The organism is Streptomyces sp. NPDC104313 (assembly GCF_055583985.1).
Genome location: NZ_JBVJMW010000004.1, coordinates 151,135 through 169,739, shown reverse-complemented (window position 1 = coordinate 169,739; position 18,605 = coordinate 151,135). Strand labels below are relative to the sequence as shown.

Annotated in this window: 11 protein-coding genes; 8 read left to right on the top strand and 3 right to left on the bottom strand. The window is 71.8% G+C overall.

Annotation, left to right across the window (positions count from 1 at the left end; genetic code table 11):
• Positions 1 to 3: 3 nt before the first annotated feature.
• Positions 4 to 1,287: a S8 family serine peptidase gene (locus ACZ60Q_RS11020; protein WP_469631577.1), complete on the bottom strand. Its 1,284-nt coding sequence runs from the start codon at positions 1,285 to 1,287 to the stop codon at positions 4 to 6.
• 232 nt (positions 1,288 to 1,519) lie between these two features.
• Between ACZ60Q_RS11020 and ACZ60Q_RS11015 the strand changes: the two genes are divergently transcribed.
• Positions 1,520 to 4,831, top strand: a complete 3,312-nt coding sequence (locus tag ACZ60Q_RS11015) for a right-handed parallel beta-helix repeat-containing protein (RefSeq protein WP_469631575.1) — start codon at positions 1,520 to 1,522, stop codon at positions 4,829 to 4,831.
• A 120-nt stretch (positions 4,832 to 4,951) separates the two neighbouring features.
• Here the strand turns inward: ACZ60Q_RS11015 and ACZ60Q_RS11010 are convergent, their stop codons facing one another.
• Entirely contained in the window at positions 4,952 to 5,794 is an 843-nt protein-coding gene (locus ACZ60Q_RS11010) for a hypothetical protein (RefSeq protein WP_469631572.1), read from the bottom strand.
• 350 nt (positions 5,795 to 6,144) lie between these two features.
• On the bottom strand, positions 6,145 to 7,656 hold the full coding sequence (locus tag ACZ60Q_RS11005; RefSeq protein ID WP_469631570.1) for an MFS transporter: 1,512 nt from the start codon (positions 7,654 to 7,656) through the stop codon (positions 6,145 to 6,147).
• A 345-nt stretch (positions 7,657 to 8,001) separates the two neighbouring features.
• Between ACZ60Q_RS11005 and ACZ60Q_RS11000 the strand changes: the two genes are divergently transcribed.
• The 7 genes from ACZ60Q_RS11000 to ACZ60Q_RS10970 all read left to right on the top strand — a co-directional run bounded on the left by ACZ60Q_RS11000 (position 8,002) and on the right by ACZ60Q_RS10970 (position 18,556).
• The gene (locus ACZ60Q_RS11000) at positions 8,002 to 9,045 is read left to right on the top strand and encodes a FecCD family ABC transporter permease (protein ID WP_469632721.1); all 1,044 of its coding nucleotides are present in this window, start codon (positions 8,002 to 8,004) and stop codon (positions 9,043 to 9,045) included.
• Positions 9,042 to 10,112, top strand: coding sequence for a FecCD family ABC transporter permease (locus ACZ60Q_RS10995; protein WP_469631567.1), 1,071 nt, complete (start codon positions 9,042 to 9,044; stop codon positions 10,110 to 10,112). Before ACZ60Q_RS11000 ends, ACZ60Q_RS10995 begins: the two co-directional genes overlap by 4 nt.
• A 100-nt stretch (positions 10,113 to 10,212) precedes the next feature.
• Positions 10,213 to 11,073 carry an ABC transporter ATP-binding protein gene (locus tag ACZ60Q_RS10990; RefSeq protein ID WP_469631566.1) on the top strand — a complete coding sequence of 287 codons (861 nt, stop codon included), beginning with the start codon at positions 10,213 to 10,215 and terminating at the stop codon, positions 11,071 to 11,073.
• A gap of 305 nt (positions 11,074 to 11,378) precedes the next feature.
• Positions 11,379 to 11,615: an MbtH family protein gene (locus ACZ60Q_RS10985; RefSeq protein WP_469631563.1), complete on the top strand. Its 237-nt coding sequence runs from the start codon at positions 11,379 to 11,381 to the stop codon at positions 11,613 to 11,615.
• Positions 11,616 to 11,806: 191 nt separating this feature from the next.
• Positions 11,807 to 13,135, top strand: a complete 1,329-nt coding sequence (locus tag ACZ60Q_RS10980; RefSeq protein ID WP_469631560.1) for a salicylate synthase — start codon at positions 11,807 to 11,809, stop codon at positions 13,133 to 13,135.
• Positions 13,136 to 13,274: 139 nt separating this feature from the next.
• The gene (locus ACZ60Q_RS10975; protein ID WP_469631557.1) at positions 13,275 to 16,928 is read left to right on the top strand and encodes a non-ribosomal peptide synthetase; all 3,654 of its coding nucleotides are present in this window, start codon (positions 13,275 to 13,277) and stop codon (positions 16,926 to 16,928) included.
• A complete protein-coding gene (locus tag ACZ60Q_RS10970; RefSeq protein ID WP_469631555.1) occupies positions 16,925 to 18,556 on the top strand; it encodes a (2,3-dihydroxybenzoyl)adenylate synthase in 1,632 nt (543 codons plus the stop codon). Before ACZ60Q_RS10975 ends, ACZ60Q_RS10970 begins: the two co-directional genes overlap by 4 nt.
• Positions 18,557 to 18,605: the final 49 nt, after the last annotated feature.

Genomic DNA, 18,605 nt, shown 5'->3' with positions numbered 1-18,605 from the left:
GGGTCAGTCCGCTTCGGTGACGGGCTCCGCGGCCCGGCCCGGCCGCCATCCCCTGCGAACCCCTCTGGGCAGGACGAACCCCAGGAAGGCGACGAGCAGCGCCACCCCGGCCGCCCCGGCTGCCACGGCCAGCGCACGGTTCCGCGCCTCCGGCGGGTCGAACGGCGGTACAGCCGGCGCCGGTGCGTCCTTCCCTGTCTCGGGGGCGCCCGTGTGCTCTTCGGGGAGTACGGCGGACAGCGCCCGCACCGGGTCCACGACTCCCGGCCCGAGACCCGGGTCCGGGGTGTCGCCGGTGGCTCCGTAGGCCGTGGAGCGCAGCCTGTGCGCGATCTGATCGGCGGTCAGCCGGGGGTGGTACGAGAGGACCAGCGCGGCCGTACCGGCGACGAAGGCGCCAGCCACCGCGTCGCCGCGGCCGGTGAACTGACCGCGACCGCCGGGCCCCGGCCCCGTCACCGAGACGCCGGGGGCGGTGAGTCCGGGCTGCGTCCGCCGCCCCTTCTCCGGGCCGGGCGCCTCGGGCTCGCCGCCCGGCCCCACCGCGGCGACGGCGAGCACCCCGGGCAGCGCGGCCGGGTAGGCGGGGCCGTTCGCCGCCTGTGACGCCGCCGCGCCGCTCTCCCACTCCCGTGCGGAGGCGGGCGCCACCACCAGGACTCCGGCCTTCCGCGCGGCGCGGACCGCCTCCTTCAGCTGCTTCGGCGCGGAGGGAACGCTGAGTGCCACGTGGACGATCCGTGCCCCGGAGTCGGTCGCCGCCCTGATCCCCTCGGCCAGCTCCCCGGGTGTCGTCGCGCCGGACCGGCCGGTGGCCCGCACCGCGAACACCTCGGCCTCCGGGGCGACCCCGGCAGCCTTGACACCCGGCTGCCGGCGGCCCGCCACGATGCCCGCGAGGAAGGTGCCGTATCCGACGCAGTCGTCCCGTACGGTGCCGCCCGCCACCACGTCCGGGCCACCGGTGACCGCGCCGTCGAGCGCGGGCACTGCCTCCAGGTCGGCTCCCGTACCGACGACGGCGACCTTCACCCCCGCGCCCCGGCTCAGTTCCCAGGCCCTGTCGATCCCCAGGAAGCTCTGTGCCCAGGGGACTTGGGCCGACTTCTTGGCGGAGGCCTTGGTGCATGGACGCCCGTCGGCGACGGTGGCGGGCATGCCCGGCAGTGAGGGACTGTCCGCGCCCTCCGCCGCACCGGCCGGAGTCGCGGTGCCGGGTATCAGGAGAAGGGCGGCCAGTGCAGCCGGTCCGAGTGCGTGGGACACCGGGGGCCTCGAAGATCGCATGCGCCGATGGTAGCGACGCTCCGCCCGTCACCGGAATCCGCCCCGGTACGCGCCGCGACCGCCGAAATCCGCGCCGGTACGCGTCGCGGGCCGATGGACCGGCGGCCGGTGCGCGGCGATCACCATGGCGGGCGACCTGCGGCAACAGGCATGATGGGCCCAGCAGTTTCCCCCGCCCCACATGCCGCCTCCGCCCCGTACCCACGGCGCGGGGGTCCGGAAGGTCAGATACGTGTCACGTCAGATACTCACCGTCGCCGCCGACGGGACGGGCGAGCACCGCACCGTCGGGGAGGCCGTCGCGCGGGCCCGTGCCGGAGCGGTCGTCAGGATCGCTCCGGGGCGGTACGAGGAGAGCCTGACGATCTCGGTGGCGATCACCCTGACCGCCGCCGAGGGCGAGGGGACGGTGGAGCTGGCGCCCCGGCGCGGAACGGCGCTGACGCTCACCGGGGACGCGGTGATGGTCAGGGACCTCGTACTGCGGGGACACGACGACGAACTGCCGGTGGTCGACGCACCACGCGGGCAGCTCGCGATGGACCGGTGCGACATCCGCGGTTCGGCCTGGTCGGCGCTGTTCGCGCGGGACGGCGGATCGCTGGCGCTGCGCCAGTGCCGGATCAGCAACCCGGCGGGCGCGGGTGTGGTGTCCACCTCCGAGGCCGAGAGCTTCCTGGAGAACTGCGTCGTCGAACACCTCGGGACCTCCGCCGTGGTGGCCGGTGAGCGGGGACGGATCACCGCGCGTTCCAGCCGGCTCAGGGACACCAAGGGCAACGGCGTCCTCACCAACGGACAGGCGCATGTCCTTCTGGAGGAGTGCGCGATATCGGCGACCGGTAAGCCCGGGGTCGCCGTGGAGGAGGAGAGTTCGGTGCGGATGGTGCGCGGCACCGTCCGCAAGGCCGCCGTCGGCGTGTTCGTGAACAGTGACGGGCCGGTGGTCCTGGAGGACGTCTCCGTCAGCGATGTCAGCGGTCACGGTTTCGTCCTGGGCGGGGGCAGTTCACCGAGTCTGACCCGTTGCGTCACCGAACGGACCGGCGGGCACGGCCTGTTGGTGACCGAGCGCAGCCGCGGCACGTTCGAGGCGTGTGTGTTCGCCACCGCCGAGGAGCCCGCCGTACGGGTCACCGCCTTCTCCTCTCCGGTGCTGAAGGACACCGTCGTCCACGGTGCCAAGGGCATCGGGGTGCTGCTCGACGAGGACTCGGCCGCCGAGTTCGACCGCCTCGAGGTACGGGACAGCGGCGCGTCCGGCGTCGTGATCCGCAGCGGCGCCAATCCGCTGCTGATGCGGGCCACCGTCACGGGCTCCGGCACGCACGGCGTGGAGGTCGTGAAGGACGGCAGGGGGCGGCTGGAGGAAGGCGTCGTCGAGCGGTCGGGCGACTCGGCGGTGCACGTCTCGGGCCACGGCAACCTCTACGTCGGCAAGGGCACGCTGCGTACGTCCGGCAAGGCCGGTGTCCACATCGGCGCGCTGGGCATGCTCACGCTGCGCGACACCCGGATCGAGGACTCGGGCGGCGCGGGCGTCCATGTCGCGCCCGAGGGCGAACTGGCGGCCGTACGTGCCGTGGTGACGGGGTCCGGCGAGTGCGGCGTGCTCGTGGCCGCGGGCGCGCGGGCCTCCCTCGGCACCTGCGAGGCGACCGGTTCGGGCGCCGACGGCGTACGGGTGGAAGGCACCGACGCGGTGTCCCTGACCGGCTGCACCGTACGCGGCAACCGGGGCAGCGGGGTGCGCCAGACGGTGCCCGGCGACCGGTTCACCGTGGAGGGGCTGGCCAGCGCGGAGAACGGCGCCCCGGACGCCTGGGGCACCACGCAGGACGCGGAGGCGGCGGGCGACGGGCGGCTGCCCGGCGGGGCTGCCCCGGCGGCGGCCCCCTCCGGGCGGGGCACGGGCCCGGTGGCCGAACTGGAGTCCCTGATCGGCCTCGACGAGGTCAAGCAGCAGGTACTGACCTTGATCAACCTCAACCGGATGGCGCAGCGGAGGGCGAGCATCGGCATGCCCGCACCGCCGATGAGCCGCCACCTCGTCTTCGCCGGCCCGCCCGGCACCGGCAAGACCACGGTGGCCAGGCTGTACGGGTCCATCCTGGCCTCGCTCGGTGTGCTGCGCTCCGGGCATCTGGTGGAGGTGTCGCGGGCGGACCTGGTGGCGCAGATCATCGGCGGGACGGCCATCAAGACCACCGAGACCTTCACCAAGGCGCTCGGCGGGGTGCTGTTCGTCGACGAGGCGTACACCCTGCTTTCCGACGGTGGCGGCAGCGGAGCCGACTTCGGGCGCGAGGCGATCGACACCCTGGTGAAGCTGATGGAGGACCACCGGGAGGACGTGGTGGTGGTGGCGGCCGGTTATCCGAAGGAGATGACGGACTTCCTGGCCTCCAACCCCGGTCTCGCCTCGCGCTTCACGCGCAGCGTCGAGTTCTCCGACTACACCTCCGACGAGCTGGTCACCATCGTGGAGCGGATGTGCACCGGCCACCGCTACGAGCTGGATCCCGCGGCCCGTACGGCTCTGCTCACCCGCTTCGAGCGGATACCCCGCGACGCGGGCTTCGGCAACGGCCGTACCGCCCGCAAGGTCTTCGAGGAGATGGTGGACCGGCAGGCGTCCCGTCTCGCCATCCTGCCGGAGGCCGGTGAGCGGGAACTGGCGGTGCTGACCGCGGGGGACGTGGGCGACGTGGCGGCCGACTCGCCGGAGAACGCGCAGGAGGAGGGGCCGCTGGCGCGGTTGGACGCCCTGGTGGGTCTCGCGGCCGTCAAGCGTGAGGTCGGCGACCTGGTCAATCTGCTGGGCACCGCACGGCGCAGGAAGGAGGCCGGGCTGCCGGCGCCCAGGATCAGCAACCATCTGGTCTTCGCCGGCCCGCCCGGTACCGGCAAGACCACGGTGGCGCGGCTGTACGGCGAGTTGCTGGCGTCCTTGGGCGTGCTGCCGCGCGGCCAGCTCGTCGAGGTCTCGCGGGCGGACCTGGTGGGCCGCTACGTCGGTCACACGGCACAGCTGACCCGGGAGGTCTTCGAAAGGGCTCTGGGCGGAGTCCTGTTCATCGACGAGGCGTACACCCTGACGCCGCACTCGGGCCCCGGTTCCTCGGACTTCGGGCAGGAGGCGGTGGAGACACTGCTGAAGCTGATGGAGGACCATCGCGACGAGCTGGTGGTGATCGCGGCGGGGTACACCGCGGAGATGAACCGGTTCCTGGGCTCGAATCCCGGCCTCGCCTCACGTTTCCCGCGACGTGTCGAGTTCCCCGACTACTCATCGGACGAGCTGGTCACGATCGTCCGCCTGCACGCCGCCGACAACGGTTACGAGTGCGCACCCGGCACGGCCCGAGCGCTGCGGGACCACTTCGACGGCATCCCCAGGGGGACGGCCTTCGGCAACGCGCGGCTGGCACGGCAGACGCTGGAACAGATGATGACCCGGCAGGCCGGTCGGCTGAGCACCGTCGCGATGCCGAGCAGGGACGATCTGCGGCTGCTGCTCCCCGGGGACCTCTCCGCGCGGTGACGGAACCGCTCCTTTCTCGCGTCGCGGCCTGGTCCTGCCGGTCGCGCGACCCGCGACGGCATCGCCATGGAGCGCTCTTCGGCCGGGATGGGGTGAGGTGGAATGGAGTGGGGAACCGTCTCAGCCGCGGAGTTCCAACTCGGGGTATCCAGCGGCGTCGGCCCCCACGAAGTAGCTTCCGCCGATCTCGCCGGCTTGGCCGCGGCTTGATTCGATGGTGACGACGCGGTAGGTTCCGGCATCCAGCGGCGGCAGAGTGTAGTTCAGGCCCACCTTCGTGATCACACCGCGTCCTCCCTCGATACCGGTGACCTTCTCGATCTCGCCGGACGCCTTGCTCACCAATCCCACCAGCGCGACCTCACCGGTCCGGTCCCGACCGGTGTTGTGGATGACCAGCCGCTGGCGGACCAGTCGTCCCGGGTCGGATCCTCCGGTGACCCTGCCGGTGAGATGGAGCCTGCCGCTGTACCCGAAGTCCGGAGTAGCCGTTTCGTTCACCGTGTTCAGGTTCAGAAAGTTGTTCGCCGAGAGCGTGTCCTGGTACACCGGAGCGTCGTAGGGGCCCTGGCTGATCTCGAACTTCGAGCCGAGGACCGGCCCGCCGTCGGCGCTGCCGATCTTCGCCCGGATGGAGACCCGCTTGGCCTCGCCGGGCTCTATCGGGTCGATACGAACGGAACCGCCCTCGATCGGGCGATGGTTGTAGGTCGGCTCGGTGGAGCCCACCGGCAGCGACACGTCCAGGTACGGGGCCGCGGCCACCGGGCCCCTGTTGGTCACGGTCAGCCGGTAGGTGACCTGATCGCCCGGGGCCGCACGGTCCGGTGCGAAGCCCGTGACGCTCATATCGGTGGAGGGGAGGGGCAGCAAGGTGGCGTCCGCGTGGGCCACACCCGTGGGAGCCACCAGGGCGGCGGCACCGAGGGCGGTGACAAGGGCGGCGGAAGCGAGGCGCCTCATGATGATCTCCTGATCGGTAGGACCGCGGAGGGCTGATCCCGAGGGCGGGCCGGGGCTCATGCCCGGCGCCCTGCGCGGTGATCACATTCTGTGCCGCTCGCCTCGCGGGACGCGATTACCGCAGAGGTAATGGCGACGGGGCAACCGCACGGACAGGGACCCTCGTTGTCCCGGATCGCGCCGGCCGACGCGCGGTGGCCGGCGGAGTCCCGTGGCCCCGGGGCGCCGACGCCCGCTACTCCGCCGGTGATGTGATCGACCACACGGAGCAGTGGACAGCAGGGCGGCAGGCGGCGACCACCACAGCACAGATGGACGTGAGCCCCGAGCCGCTGGATCGGCGGAGAATCTCAGGACACCGGCTCCGCCACGTCCGCCGGACGCGCCCGAGGAACGGCGACCGCCGTGAGCACCGCCGCGGCCAGCAGGAGGCAGCCCGTGACCGTGAAGGCGCGCCCGTACCCGGCCGCCAGCGCATCGGCCGTCGCGGCGCCGGAGGCATCGGCGGTGCGGGTGACGGCGACCGCGATGGTGGAGAGGACCGCGAGGCCGACGCTGCCACCGCATTGGCGGCCCGCGTTGAGGAGGCCGCTGGCCAGGCCCGCCTCGTGCGCGGCCACCCCTGAGGTGCCCATGTAGGTGTTGGTCACCATGCTCAGCCCGATGCCGACGCTCGCCAGCAGAGAGGGTCCGAGGAATCCCCCGGTGAAGGTGGAAGAAGCTTCCAGCGCGCCGAACCAGACCATTCCCGCCGAAGCCAGGAGCAGCCCGCCGACGATCAGGGTCCGCCGTTCCACCCATCCGACCAGGCGCATTCCGGCGATACTGCCGGCCATCGCCCCGAAGCAGAACGGCAGGAACGCCGCGCCCGCGATCAACGGGCGGTATCCCAGGATGTTCTGAAGATAGAGGGACGCGAGGAAGAAGCCGGCCACCATCCCCGCGCCCACGAGAAGGGAGTTCAGATTGGACACCCAGACCGTCCTGCTCCGGAGGATGCCCAGCCGGACGATCGGTGCGGCGCAGCGCTTCTCCCACTGGACGAAGGCGATGCCCAGGAGCAGGGCCGTGCCGAGTATCGCGAGGATGCGGGGAGAGTTCCAGGGATGCCGCTCGGTTTCCAGGACCCCGTAGGTGAGCGCCGTTACCGCGGCCGTCCCGAGCAGTGCGCCGGGCAGGTCGATCCGCGGGCGCTCACCGGTGTGCCGGTCCCGCACCGAGACCAGGACGATCGGCAGCGCGATCGCGACCAGCGGAACATTGATGAAGAGCACCCATCGCCAGCCGAGTGTGTCGGTCAGCAGCCCTCCCGCCAGGACACCCAGCGCGGTACCGGACGCGGCGACCGTGGCCCAGGTGCCGACGGCCCTGGAGCGCGCCGGCCCCTCGGCGAACGTCACCATGATCACGGTCAGACCGATGGGAGCGAGCACCGCGCCGGCCAGACCCTGCCCCGCGCGGGCGGCGATCAGCTGGCCCGGGGTCTGGGCGAAGCCTCCGAGCAGCGAGGCGACGGCGAACAACAGCAGTCCGGCGACCATGGTCCGGCGATGGCCGAAGAGGTCGGCCAGCCGTCCGCCGAGCAGCAGCAGACCGCCGAAGACCAGGGTGTAGGCGTTCACCACCCAGGCCAGTGAACCGGCCGAGAAGCCGAGGTCGCGGCTGATCTCCGGCAGCGCCACATTCACCACGCTGATATCGAGCGCCACGATGAGCTGGGAGAGGCACACCGAGGCCAGGACCAGCGTCGTGCGCGTCGCCGGTTCGTGTCTCTTGCGTCCGGGGCCCGGAATCACACCCGGCGCGGCGCTCCCGCCCGCGGGAGGCCCGACGGACCCGACGGACCCGACGGCATCACCCATGATTGCCTCCCATATCTTCAGCCGCACCGATCGAGTAAGGTATGCCTAACTTTTCTCCTTGGCAAGGTTGGCGCACTGCCGACGCCCTCAACGCGCCTGCCTGGCGCGTTGATTGGGGGTTGGAAAGTTGGTTAGGCTCTCCTCAGTGAGGACGAGCGATGGGTCGTTGGGGAAAGACGGGGGAGACCGGGTGGCGAAAGCACCGCGCCGCTCAGCCGGTACGAAGGCGGCCGGGCGGTGAAGTCGGACGCACGGGCCGCGTCGAAGGCGGCCGGCCGATTCGACCCGCGCCAGGGGTCGGCTCATGCGCAGCCGCGAACCGCGGGGAAGCCGCCCACCGGAGACCTGTCGGACAGCGCGCCCACGCCCCGGCCCGGTCTGCCGGGCCACCGCCGCGCGACGGCGATCCGCTGGGGCGGGCTGCTCGCCGCCACGGCACTGCTGGTCGCTGTCTGCGCGCTCAGCCTCGCCGTCGGCGCGAAGCACGTCCCGCTCGACGTGGTCTGGGATGTGCTGGTACACGATCGGGGCGGCGACGAGGCCTTCATCATCGAGAAGCTGCGCCTCCCGCGGACCGTGCTCGGCGTACTGGCCGGGTCCGCACTGGGCCTCGCGGGCGCACTGATGCAGGGACTGACCCGCAACCCCCTCGCGGATCCCGGACTGCTCGGGGTGAACAACGGCGCCTCGGCCGCGGTCGTGGTGGCCATCTCGTTCCTGGGCGTCGGATCACCCATCGGGTACGTGTGGTTCGCCTTCCTCGGCGCGGCGGCGGCGTACGGAATCGTCTATCTGCTCGGCTCGACCGGACGGACCGTCACACCGGACCGGATGGTGCTCGCCGGGGCCGCCGTCAACGCCACACTGATCGCCTTCGTCTCCGTCGTGATACTCCATGACGCCCGCACTTTCGACGAGTTCCGCTTCTGGGACGTGGGTTCACTCGCCGGACGCGATCTCGGTGTGGTGTTCCAGGTGGGCCCGCTGATCCTCGTGGGAGTGGTGGCCGCGCTGTGCCTGGCACGTCCGCTGAACGCCCTGGCTCTCGGTGACGACACCGGCAGGGCGCTCGGAGCGCGGACCGAACGGACCCGGCTGATCGGAGCGGTCGCGGTCGCTCTGCTCTGTGGCGGAGCCACCGCGGCGGCCGGCCCGATCGCCTTCGTCGGTCTGGCGATTGCGCACATCGTCCGTATGGTCACCGGACCGGACCAACGCTGGGTCATGGCCTACTCCCTGCTTCTGGCACCGGTGCTCCTGCTGGGCGCCGACATCCTCGGCAGACTGCTCGCCGCGCCGGGGGAACTGGAGACCGGCATCGTCACCGCGTTCCTCGGCGCACCGATCTTCATCGTCCTCATCCGCCGACGCAGGATCTCCGCGCTGTGAGCGCCGGGCAGAAGCTGCGGCGGCCCACAGCGCCGGTCACCGGGCGGGTGCTGCGAACCCGGGGCGAGGTCATCTCCTTCCGGTTCCACGGGCGTTCGTTCATCGTGGGAACCGGTCTCGCCCTCGCCACACTGGTGGTGGGCGTGGTCAGCCTGACCACCGGCAGCTATGCGGCCACGATCCCCGATGTGATCGCCACCGTTCTCGGTGGCGGCCCCCCCGGGCTCGACTTCATCGTCAACCAGCTTCGGCTTCCCCGGCTGCTGGTCGCCGTCATGGTCGGGGTGGCCCTCGGCATCAGCGGGGCGATGTTCCAGAGCATCTCCCGCAATCCGCTGGGCAGTCCGGATGTCATCGGTTTCACCACGGGCTCGGCCTCCGGCGCTCTGGTGGTGATCCTGCTCTTCGGCGGCGGCCTGCAGAATGTCGCGATGGGGGCGGTCGTCGGCGGGCTGACGACCGCCGCCCTGGTTTACGTACTCGCCTTCCGTCGGGGGGCGCAGGGGTTCCGGCTCATCCTGACGGGCATCGGGATCTCGGCCATGCTGGCGGCCTTCAACTCCTATCTGCTGACCCGTGCCGCCCTCGTCGACGCACATGCCGCGCAGCTCTGGCTCACCGGCAGCCTCAACGGACGCCGTTGGGAACACGCCCTGCCGCTGTCGCTCGCGCTGCTGGCCCTCGTGCCCGTCGCGCTCGCGCTCGGCCGCCGGATGTCGCTCCTGGAGATGGGCGACGAGACCGCACGGGCACGCGGGGTTCCCGCCGAACCGACCCGGCTGGCGCTCCTGGTGACCAGCGTCGCCCTGGCCGCGGTGGCGACCGCCGCCGCCGGCCCGATCGCGTTCGTGGCGCTCGCCGCTCCGCAGCTCGCCCGCCGGCTGACCGGTTCGCCCGGTTCCGGTCTGCTGCCCGCCGCGCTGATGGGTGCGCTGCTGCTGGCCGGGAGCGATCTGGCCGCGCAACGAGCGCTGGCGCCGACCCAGCTGCCGGTGGGTATCGGCACCGCCGCGATCGGCGGTCTCTACCTCGCCTGGCTGTTGGGCCGGGAATGGCGCAAGCGATGAGGGCGGCACGGGGCGTAGCCCGTACGGGAGCGGCCGGGGCCGGCCCGGTAGGGGCGGACGCATCACCTCGGTACCACTCGGCCAACGGGCAAGGAATGACATGAGCGAATCCACGCACGGCGACCGGCTGCACGGCGACGGCCTGACCCTGGCCTATGACGAGCGGGTGGTGGCCGACGCCCTGGACGTCAGCATCCCGGACGGGTCCTTCACGGTGATCGTCGGCCCCAACGCCTGCGGAAAGTCCACCCTGCTCAAGGCGCTCTCCCGGATGATCAAGCCCCGGGCCGGAACGGTCCGGCTGGACTCGGCGCCGATCTCCTCGTACTCGGCGAAGGAGGTGGCGCGGCTCCTCGGACTCCTGCCTCAGTCCTCCACCGCACCCGGCGGCATCACGGTCGGCGATCTGGTCGCCCGGGGGCGCTACCCGCATCAGCGGATGCTGCGCCAGTGGTCCACCGCGGACGAGGACGCGGTGGTGGCGGCGATGGAGATGACCCGCGTCCTCGAGCTCGCCGACCGGTTCGTCGAAGAGCTTTCCGGCGGTCAGCGCCAGCGGGTCTGGCTCGCCATGGTGCTCGCCCAGGAGACCGGCATTCTCCTGCTGGACGAGCCCACCACCTACCTCGACCTGGCCCACCAGGTCGAGGTGCTGGACCTCTGCTGGGATCTGCACCGCGGGCGCGGACACACGCTGGTCCTGGTGCTGCACGACCTCAACCAGGCCTGCCGCTACGCCACCCATCTGATCGTGATGAAGGACGGCCGGATCGCCGCCCAGGGCGACCCGGCTCTGATCATCACGGCAGAGCTGGTGGAGGAGGTCTTCGGACTCTCCTGCCGGATCATTCCCGACCCGGAGGTGGGGACCCCCTTGGTGGTGCCTCTCGCCCGGCCCGATGATCCGCGCCGCCCGCACCCCGTCCCCGCCACGAGGCCCATGCCCGCGCACCACGGCTGAGCCAGGTCCGACCACTCGCACAGCGGGGGCGCCGCGGCGCTGCCCGTTGGCCCGCGCCGTCCCCTTCGCATGGCGGAGCCGTTCCGTTCGTCGGACACTCCCGGCCGCGATTCCTCAGCACGGCAACGCTCCGACGCCCGCATCGACACTCCCGATGTTTCGCCAATTACCTTCCTCCCATGGGTATTTCGGATCATGCACAGTAGTGCCCGCAGGGCAACTTAGGTTACGCTTCCCTAAGTAGCCGATCAGGCCGGTTAGTGGCACGGGCCATGCAGACCGACAACGTGAGGACCGACTCGCCCATGACGACGAACCCCTTTGACGACGAAGGCGGAACCTTCTACGCCCTGGTCAACAGCGAGGGCCAGTACTCCCTCTGGCCGTCCTTCATCGAAGTCCCCCAGGGGTGGACCTCGGAGCACGGAGCGGACAGCCGCACCGCCTGTGTGGAATACATCGAGCGGCAGTGGACCGATATGCGGCCCAAGAGCCTGATCGCACAGATGGAACGCGACGCACAGAGCCGTTCACACCTCTGAGACCAGCGGCAGTGAGGCCAACACCGCACCAGCAGGTAACCGCCTGCGTCTGAGCCGTCCAGGACCCGACTCCGACACGGCGCACTTCGTGCTGCCAGAAGAGGACCCTCCATGCGGACCACGTTGCATCACCGACATGCCGCGAGCGTGCGGTGACCCATCCCTCCCAGCGACTCGACTACCACGTCAGCGTGTCCGCAGCGTACGGCGACTCCTCGGCCGTCGCCGCCGGGCTCGCCGCGGGTTCCAGCGCACCCTTCGTTCTCTACGAACGCACCGGACACTGGGCTTTCGGGGCCGGGGCGGCCTTCGAGATTCTGCTGTACGCGGACCGGATCGAATGGCGCTCCGGCCCCGGCGAGCACGCGAACCGCACCGTTCCGACCGGCCCGGAACCCCTTCAGCAGATAGCCCGCCTGCTCGCCGACTGCCCGGTGGACGACTGGCGCGCCTACGGCTGGGCCGGATTCGAGCTGTCGTACCTCCTGAACGGACTGCCGGTACCGGTCGGTCCAGAACCCCTGTTGCACCTCACCGTGCCCGAGCGCGAGGTCCGCCGTGAGAACGGCGAGACGATCCTGCGGGCCCTGGACCCGCTGGATCTACCGGAGTTGGAAGCCCTGCTGACCGAGGCTCCCGCTCCGGTAGCGGGCGATGCGGCGGATCTCTACGAAGGCGAACCCGCCGAGCAGTACCGGAAATCGGTCGCCGCGGCCATCGAGGACATCCGGGCACACCGACTCCAGAAGGTCATCCTCTCCCGGGTCGTTCCCGTGCCCGGCGAGATCGACCTTGCCGCCACCTACCTCCTGGGCCGCCGCGGCAACACCCCGGCCCGATCCTTCCTGTTGGACCTGGGAGTGCACCGAGCGGCGGGATTCAGCCCGGAGACCGTGGTCGAGGTGGACCCGCACGGCCGGGTCTCCACCCAGCCACTGGCCGGAACCCGATCACGCTCCGGCGAAGAGGGATCCGACCGGGCCAACCGCGAGGAACTGCTCGGCGACCCCAAGGAGATCTTCGAGCACGCGGTATCGGTCAAGGCCGCCTGCGAGGAACTGTCCACGGTCTGCGACCTCGACTCGGTCACCGTGAACGAGTTCATGAACGTGACCGAACGTGGCAGCGTCCAGCACCTCGCCTCCCGCGTCGGCGGCCTACTGGCCCCGGGCCGCAACGCCTGGCACGCCCTGGCGGCGCTGTTCCCCGCGGTGACCGCGTCCGGTCTGCCCAAAGCCCCTGCCTGTGACGCCATCCGCAGGCATGAGAGCGCCCCCCGGGGCCTGTACAGCGGCGCCGTCCTCACCGTCGACGCCGACGGCTCCCTCGACGCCGCCCTGGTTCTGCGGACCGTGTTCCAGCGCGACGGCCAGACCTGGCTCCGGGCCGGAGCCGGAATCGTCGAACACTCCACTCCGGAGCGGGAGTTCGAGGAGACGTGCGAGAAGCTGCGCAGCACGAGCAGATTCCTCGTCCCCGCCGCGCCGCCCGGCGGCGGGGCACCGCACGCCGGTTCGTGAGCCAGGAGGAACCCGCCGAACACCTCCTGGTCCGGCGGGTTCCTCCGCGCGCTCCGCCCCCTCGTCCCCTTCACACCGCCGGCCGCCAGGCAGCACCTGGCATCCCGTGCAATCCGCGACTCGGGAGAGCGACCCCCTGATGAACCCCAAGGAACTGACGCCCGCCACACTGCGCCGGGTGATGGCCGAACTCGTCGACATGGAACCGGAATCGCTCGGAGAGGACAGCAACCTCTTCGAGTACGGTCTCGCCTCCGTCACGGTGATGCGGCTGATCGGCGGGTGGCGCCGGGACGGGCTGTCGGTGAACTTCGCCGAACTGGCCGAGGAGCCCACGCTACGAGCCTGGTCCGAACTGGTCGCCACCCGGCTCCGGGAGGCCGGCGCGGGAGCACCGGAGCCGGACGGAGAAGCCCGCCCCCAGCCGAGCGCGGCGGCCCTCCCCGATGCGGGACAGGACAGCCCCCACGCGGACTTCCCGCTCGCGGTGATGCAGCACGCCTACTGGATCGGCCGCACCGACGGCCAGCGTCTCGGCGGCGTCGCCGCCCATCTCTACACCGAGTTCGACAGCGCCCCCGGCGACGGCGTCGCTCCGGACCGGCTGCGCATCGCCGTGGAGCGTCTGGTCGCCCGGCATGCGATGCTGCGCGCCCGCTTCACCGAGGACGGCCGACAGCGGATCGAGGACCGGTCCGGCTGGCGCGGTCTGACGGTCCACGATCTGCGCACCCTCGACGAGGCGGCCACAGCGGAACGGCTCGACAACATTCGGGAGACGCTCTCCCACCAACTGCTCGACATCGCCCGCGGCGAGGTCTTCTCCACCGCGCTCAGTCTGCTTCCCGGTGACCGCACCCGGTTCCACCTCGATGTGGACATGGTCGCCGCGGACGCGGTCAGCTACCGGACACTGCTCGCCGACCTCGCCCGGCTGCACAGCGACCCGGACGCCGAACTGCCCGCCATCGAGTACAGCTACCGCCGGTACCGGGCCGCGCTCCCCGGCGCCCGCGCCGATGCCACCCTGGAGGCCGCACGCTACTGGCGGGACCGGCTGCCGGAACTGCCCGGCGCACCCGAGCTGCCGCTCGCCCCGGCCCGCACGCCCGCCACACGGGTCACCCGGCGGCACTTCGTCCTCGGCCCGGACGCCCGCGAGCGTCTCACCGCTGCCGCCCGACGGCGCGGCCTGACGCCGGCGATGGCCGTGGCCACCGCCTTCGCCGAAGTGCTCGGCGCCTGGTCGGCCCGCCGCCGGTTCCTGCTCAACGTTCCGCTCTTCGACCGCGAGCCCCTCCACCCTCAGGTGGACCGGCTCATCGGCGACTTCACCGGCTCCGTCCTGCTCGACGTCGACCTCTGCGTGCCGATGCCGTTCACCGACCGCGCGCACACGGTTCAGGCCCGGATGCACGCCGACATGGCCCACACCGCCCACTCCGGTGTCGAGGTGCTGCGCGACCTCACCCGCCGCGCCGGAGAACAGGTCCTGGCACCTGTGGTGTTCACCAGCGCCCTCGACCTCGGCGACCTCTTCCACCCGGCCGTGGGCTCCGCCTTCGGCGACCCGGTGTGGATCGTCTCCCAGGGTCCCCAGGTGCTGCTCGACGCCCAGATCACCGAGCTCGGCGGCGGCCTGCTGGTGAACTGGGACATCCGGGAGGAGGCGCTCGCCCCCGGTGTGGCACCGGCCATGTTCACCGCCTTCGAGGCACTGGTGCGCCGGCTCGCCGAGGACGGCCCCGCCTGGGACCTGCCGGTGGACGGGCTGCTGCCCGCCGACCAGGTCACGGCCCGCACGGCCGCCAATGACACCGTGGCGCCGCGCCGCGATCGCCCCCTGCACCAGGACTACTTCGCACGGGCCCGACAGACGCCGGACGCCACCGCCCTGATCTGGGGCGACCACGGCACGATGACCTACGCCGAGCTCGCCGACCGGTCCCTGCGCGTGGCCGCCGCGCTGCGGGAGCGTGGGGTCAAGACCGGCGACCGGGTCGGGGTGACCCTGCCGAAGGGGCCCGGCCAAGCCGCCGCGGTCCTCGGTGTACTGGCCGCCGGGGGCACCTACGTACCGGTCGGTGTGGACCAGCCGCCGGCCCGGGCCGCCCGCATCAGGGCCGCTGCCGGACTCGGCGTCGTACTCGACGAGCGCGGCGATGGGCCGTACGAGGACGGAACCGGATCCGGCGACCGGTGCGTCGGGCTCTCGCTGGACGAGGCACTCCGTACCCCGCCCCTGCCCGGTCCGCTCCCCGGGGAGCTGTCTCCCGACGACCCGGAGCGCCCCGCGTACCTGCTCTTCACCTCCGGATCGACCGGAGAGCCCAAGGGCGTCGACGTGCCCCACAGAGCGGCCGTGAACACCATCGACGACCTGACCGAGCGGTACGGCATGGGCCCCGACGACCGCACGCTGGCGGTCTCCGCACTCGACTTCGACCTCTCGGTCTTCGACCTCTTCGCCCCGCTCTCCACCGGCGGCGCCGTGGTACTGCCCGGTGAGGACGACCGCCGGGACGCGGAGCGCTGGGCCGGGCTGATCCACCGGCACCGTGTCACGGTGCTCAACTGCGTACCCGCACTGCTCGACATGGTGCTGAGCAGCTCCGCGGCGCTCGGCAGCGGTCTGCGGCTGGTGCTGCTGGGCGGCGACCGGGTCGGCGCGGACCTGCCCGGCCGACTGGCCGACGCCGTTGCCGGCTGCCGTTTCGTCGCCCTCGGCGGCACCACCGAGACCGCCATCCACTCGACCGTCCGCGAGGTGGGCGCGGTTCCGGCGCACTGGCACTCGGTCCCCTACGGCACCCCGCTGCGCAACGTCACCTGCCGGGTGGTGGACCACCTCGACCGGGACTGTCCCGACTGGGTGCCCGGCGAACTGTGGATCGGCGGCGCCGGTGTCGCCCTCGGCTACCACGGGGACCCCGGGCGCACCGCCGACCGGTTCGTCCAGCACGCGGGGCAGCGGTGGTACCGCACGGGCGACCAGGCCCGCTGGACGCCCGTCGACGGCATCGAGTTCCTGGGCCGTCTGGACCATCAGGTCAAGATCCGGGGCTTCCGGATCGAGCTGGGCGAGGTCGAGGCCGCGCTCACGGCCGACCCCAGGGTGCGCTCGGCGGTCGCGCTGGCCACCGGGACCCCTCCGGCGCTCACCGCCGCCGTCGTCCCCGTCGGCACCGACGCGGACAGCGGCCTCCTCGCTGCCCGGGACAGACTGCCGGACCTCCTGCGCGAGGAACTGCGGTCGAAACTGCCCCCGCACATGGTCCCCGACCGGATCACCGTTCTGGATTCCCTTCCGCTGACCGCCAACGGCAAGACCGACCGTGCCGCCCTCATCCCTCTCACCGCCCGCGAACAGCCCGGGGCCGACCGGACCGCGCCCAGCGGACCGCTGGAACGGGCCGTCGCCCATGTCTGGCAGCAGGTCCTGGACGTCCGGGAGATCGCCGCCGACGAAGAGCTGTTCGCCCTCGGCGGCGACTCGGTGAGCGCCACCGAGATCGTCTCCCGGCTGCGCGAGGCGCTCGACGCCACCCAGATATCCGTGCGGATGCTCTTCGGCGCGCCCACCGTCGCGGGAGTCGCCGACGCCCTGTCAGCCGCCCATCCCGACCCGGGCCGACTGAACCAGCTCGCCCGGCTCTTCCTCGACATCGAGGCCCTGAGCGACGAGGAAGTGGCGCATGCCCTCGACGCCGCGACCGCCGAGGGCGAGGAAGCACGCCGATCCGGCCTCGACCCCGACTCCGACTTCGACTTCGACCAGGCAGGTGACCGGTGAGCACCGAAATCCTTCACTCGGGACCGGGTTTCACTCCCTGGCCCGCCGGGGACGCCCAGCGCTACCGGGACCTCGGACACTGGCGGGGAACAACCCTCGGCGACCTGCTCCGGGGCTGGGCCGCCCGTTCGGGCACCCGGACCGCTGTGGTCTCGGGTGAGCAGCGTCTCAGCTACGCCGAACTCGACCACCGGGCCGACACCCTGGCCGCCGGACTCGCCGGACTCGGCATCGCCCCGGGGGACCGGGTCCTCGTCCAGCTCCCCAACTCCGCCGACTTCGTGGTGCTCTTCTTCGCCCTGGCACGCTGCGCCGCGGTCCCGGTCCTCGCCCTGCCCGCGCACCGGCGCTCCGAGATCGTCCATCTGGCCGAGCTCTCCGAGGCCGTCGCCTATGTCGTCCCCGACCGCCACGCGGGCTTCGACCACCGGCGGCTCGCGGCCGAGGCGGCTGCCGCCGTCCCGTCACTGAGGCACATCCTGGTCTCCGGGGACCCCGGCCCCTTCATCGCCCTCGACGAAGTGACGGCCACTCCCGGGCCCCGGCCCTCGGCCGACCCCGCCGCCCCCGCCGTGCTGCTGGTCTCCGGCGGCACCACCGGAAAGCCCAAACTCATCCCCCGCACCCACGACGACTACGCCTACAACGCCCGGGCCAGTGCGGAAGTGTGTTCGCTGACCGCCGACGACATCTGTCTCGCGGCCCTGCCGGTCGCCCATAACTTCCCGCTGGCCTGCCCCGGACTCCTCGGCGTGCTGGGTACCGGCGGTACGGTCGTGATGTCCCCCGCCCCCAGCCCCGACGTGGCGTTCGGGCTCATCGAACGCGAGCGCGTCACGGTGACCGCCCTCGTGCCCCCGATGGCACAGCTGTGGACGGAGATGGCCGAGTGGGCCCCGGAGGATCTGTCCTCGCTGCGGCTGCTCCAGGTCGGCGGTGCCCGGCTCGATCCCGAACTCGCCCGCAGGATCCCCTCCGCGCTCGACTGTGAACTGCAACAGGTCTTCGGCATGGCGGAGGGGCTGCTCAGCTACACCCGGTCGGAGGACTCGGCCGAGACCGTCGCCACCACCCAGGGCCGGCCGCTCTCCCCGGACGACGAGGTGCGCGTCCTCGGCCGTGACGGCGAGCCGGTGGCGCCGGGCGTACTCGGTGAGCTGTGGGCCCGGGGCCCGTACACCCTGCGCGGCTACTACCGCGCGGCACGCCACAACGCCGGTGCCTTCTCCGCCGACGGATTCTTCCGCACCGGTGACCTGGTCCGGCGGCTGCCCTCCGGCCATCTGATGGTCGAGGGGCGGGTCAAGGACGTCGTCAACCGCGGTGGCGAGAACGTCTCCGCCACCGAGTTGGAGGAGCAACTGCTCGCCCACCCGGCCGTCGCCCAGGCGACGGTGGTGGCACTTCCCGACGAGACCATGGGAGAGCTGGTCTGCGCGGTGATCACGCTCACCCCGCGAAGCGCTCCTCCCACGCTCAGGGAGATCGGTCTCCACCTCTCCGAGCGCGGTCTGGCGACCTTCATGCGGCCGGACCGGCTCGTCGTGCTCGAAACGCTGCCGCTCACCGCTGTCGGCAAGATCAGCAAGCGTGATCTGATCCTGCGCCTCACCGACGGCAGCGGCTGACCCCCGCCGTCCCGGACCCCTTGTCGCCACGGATCCGTCACGCCCCCTG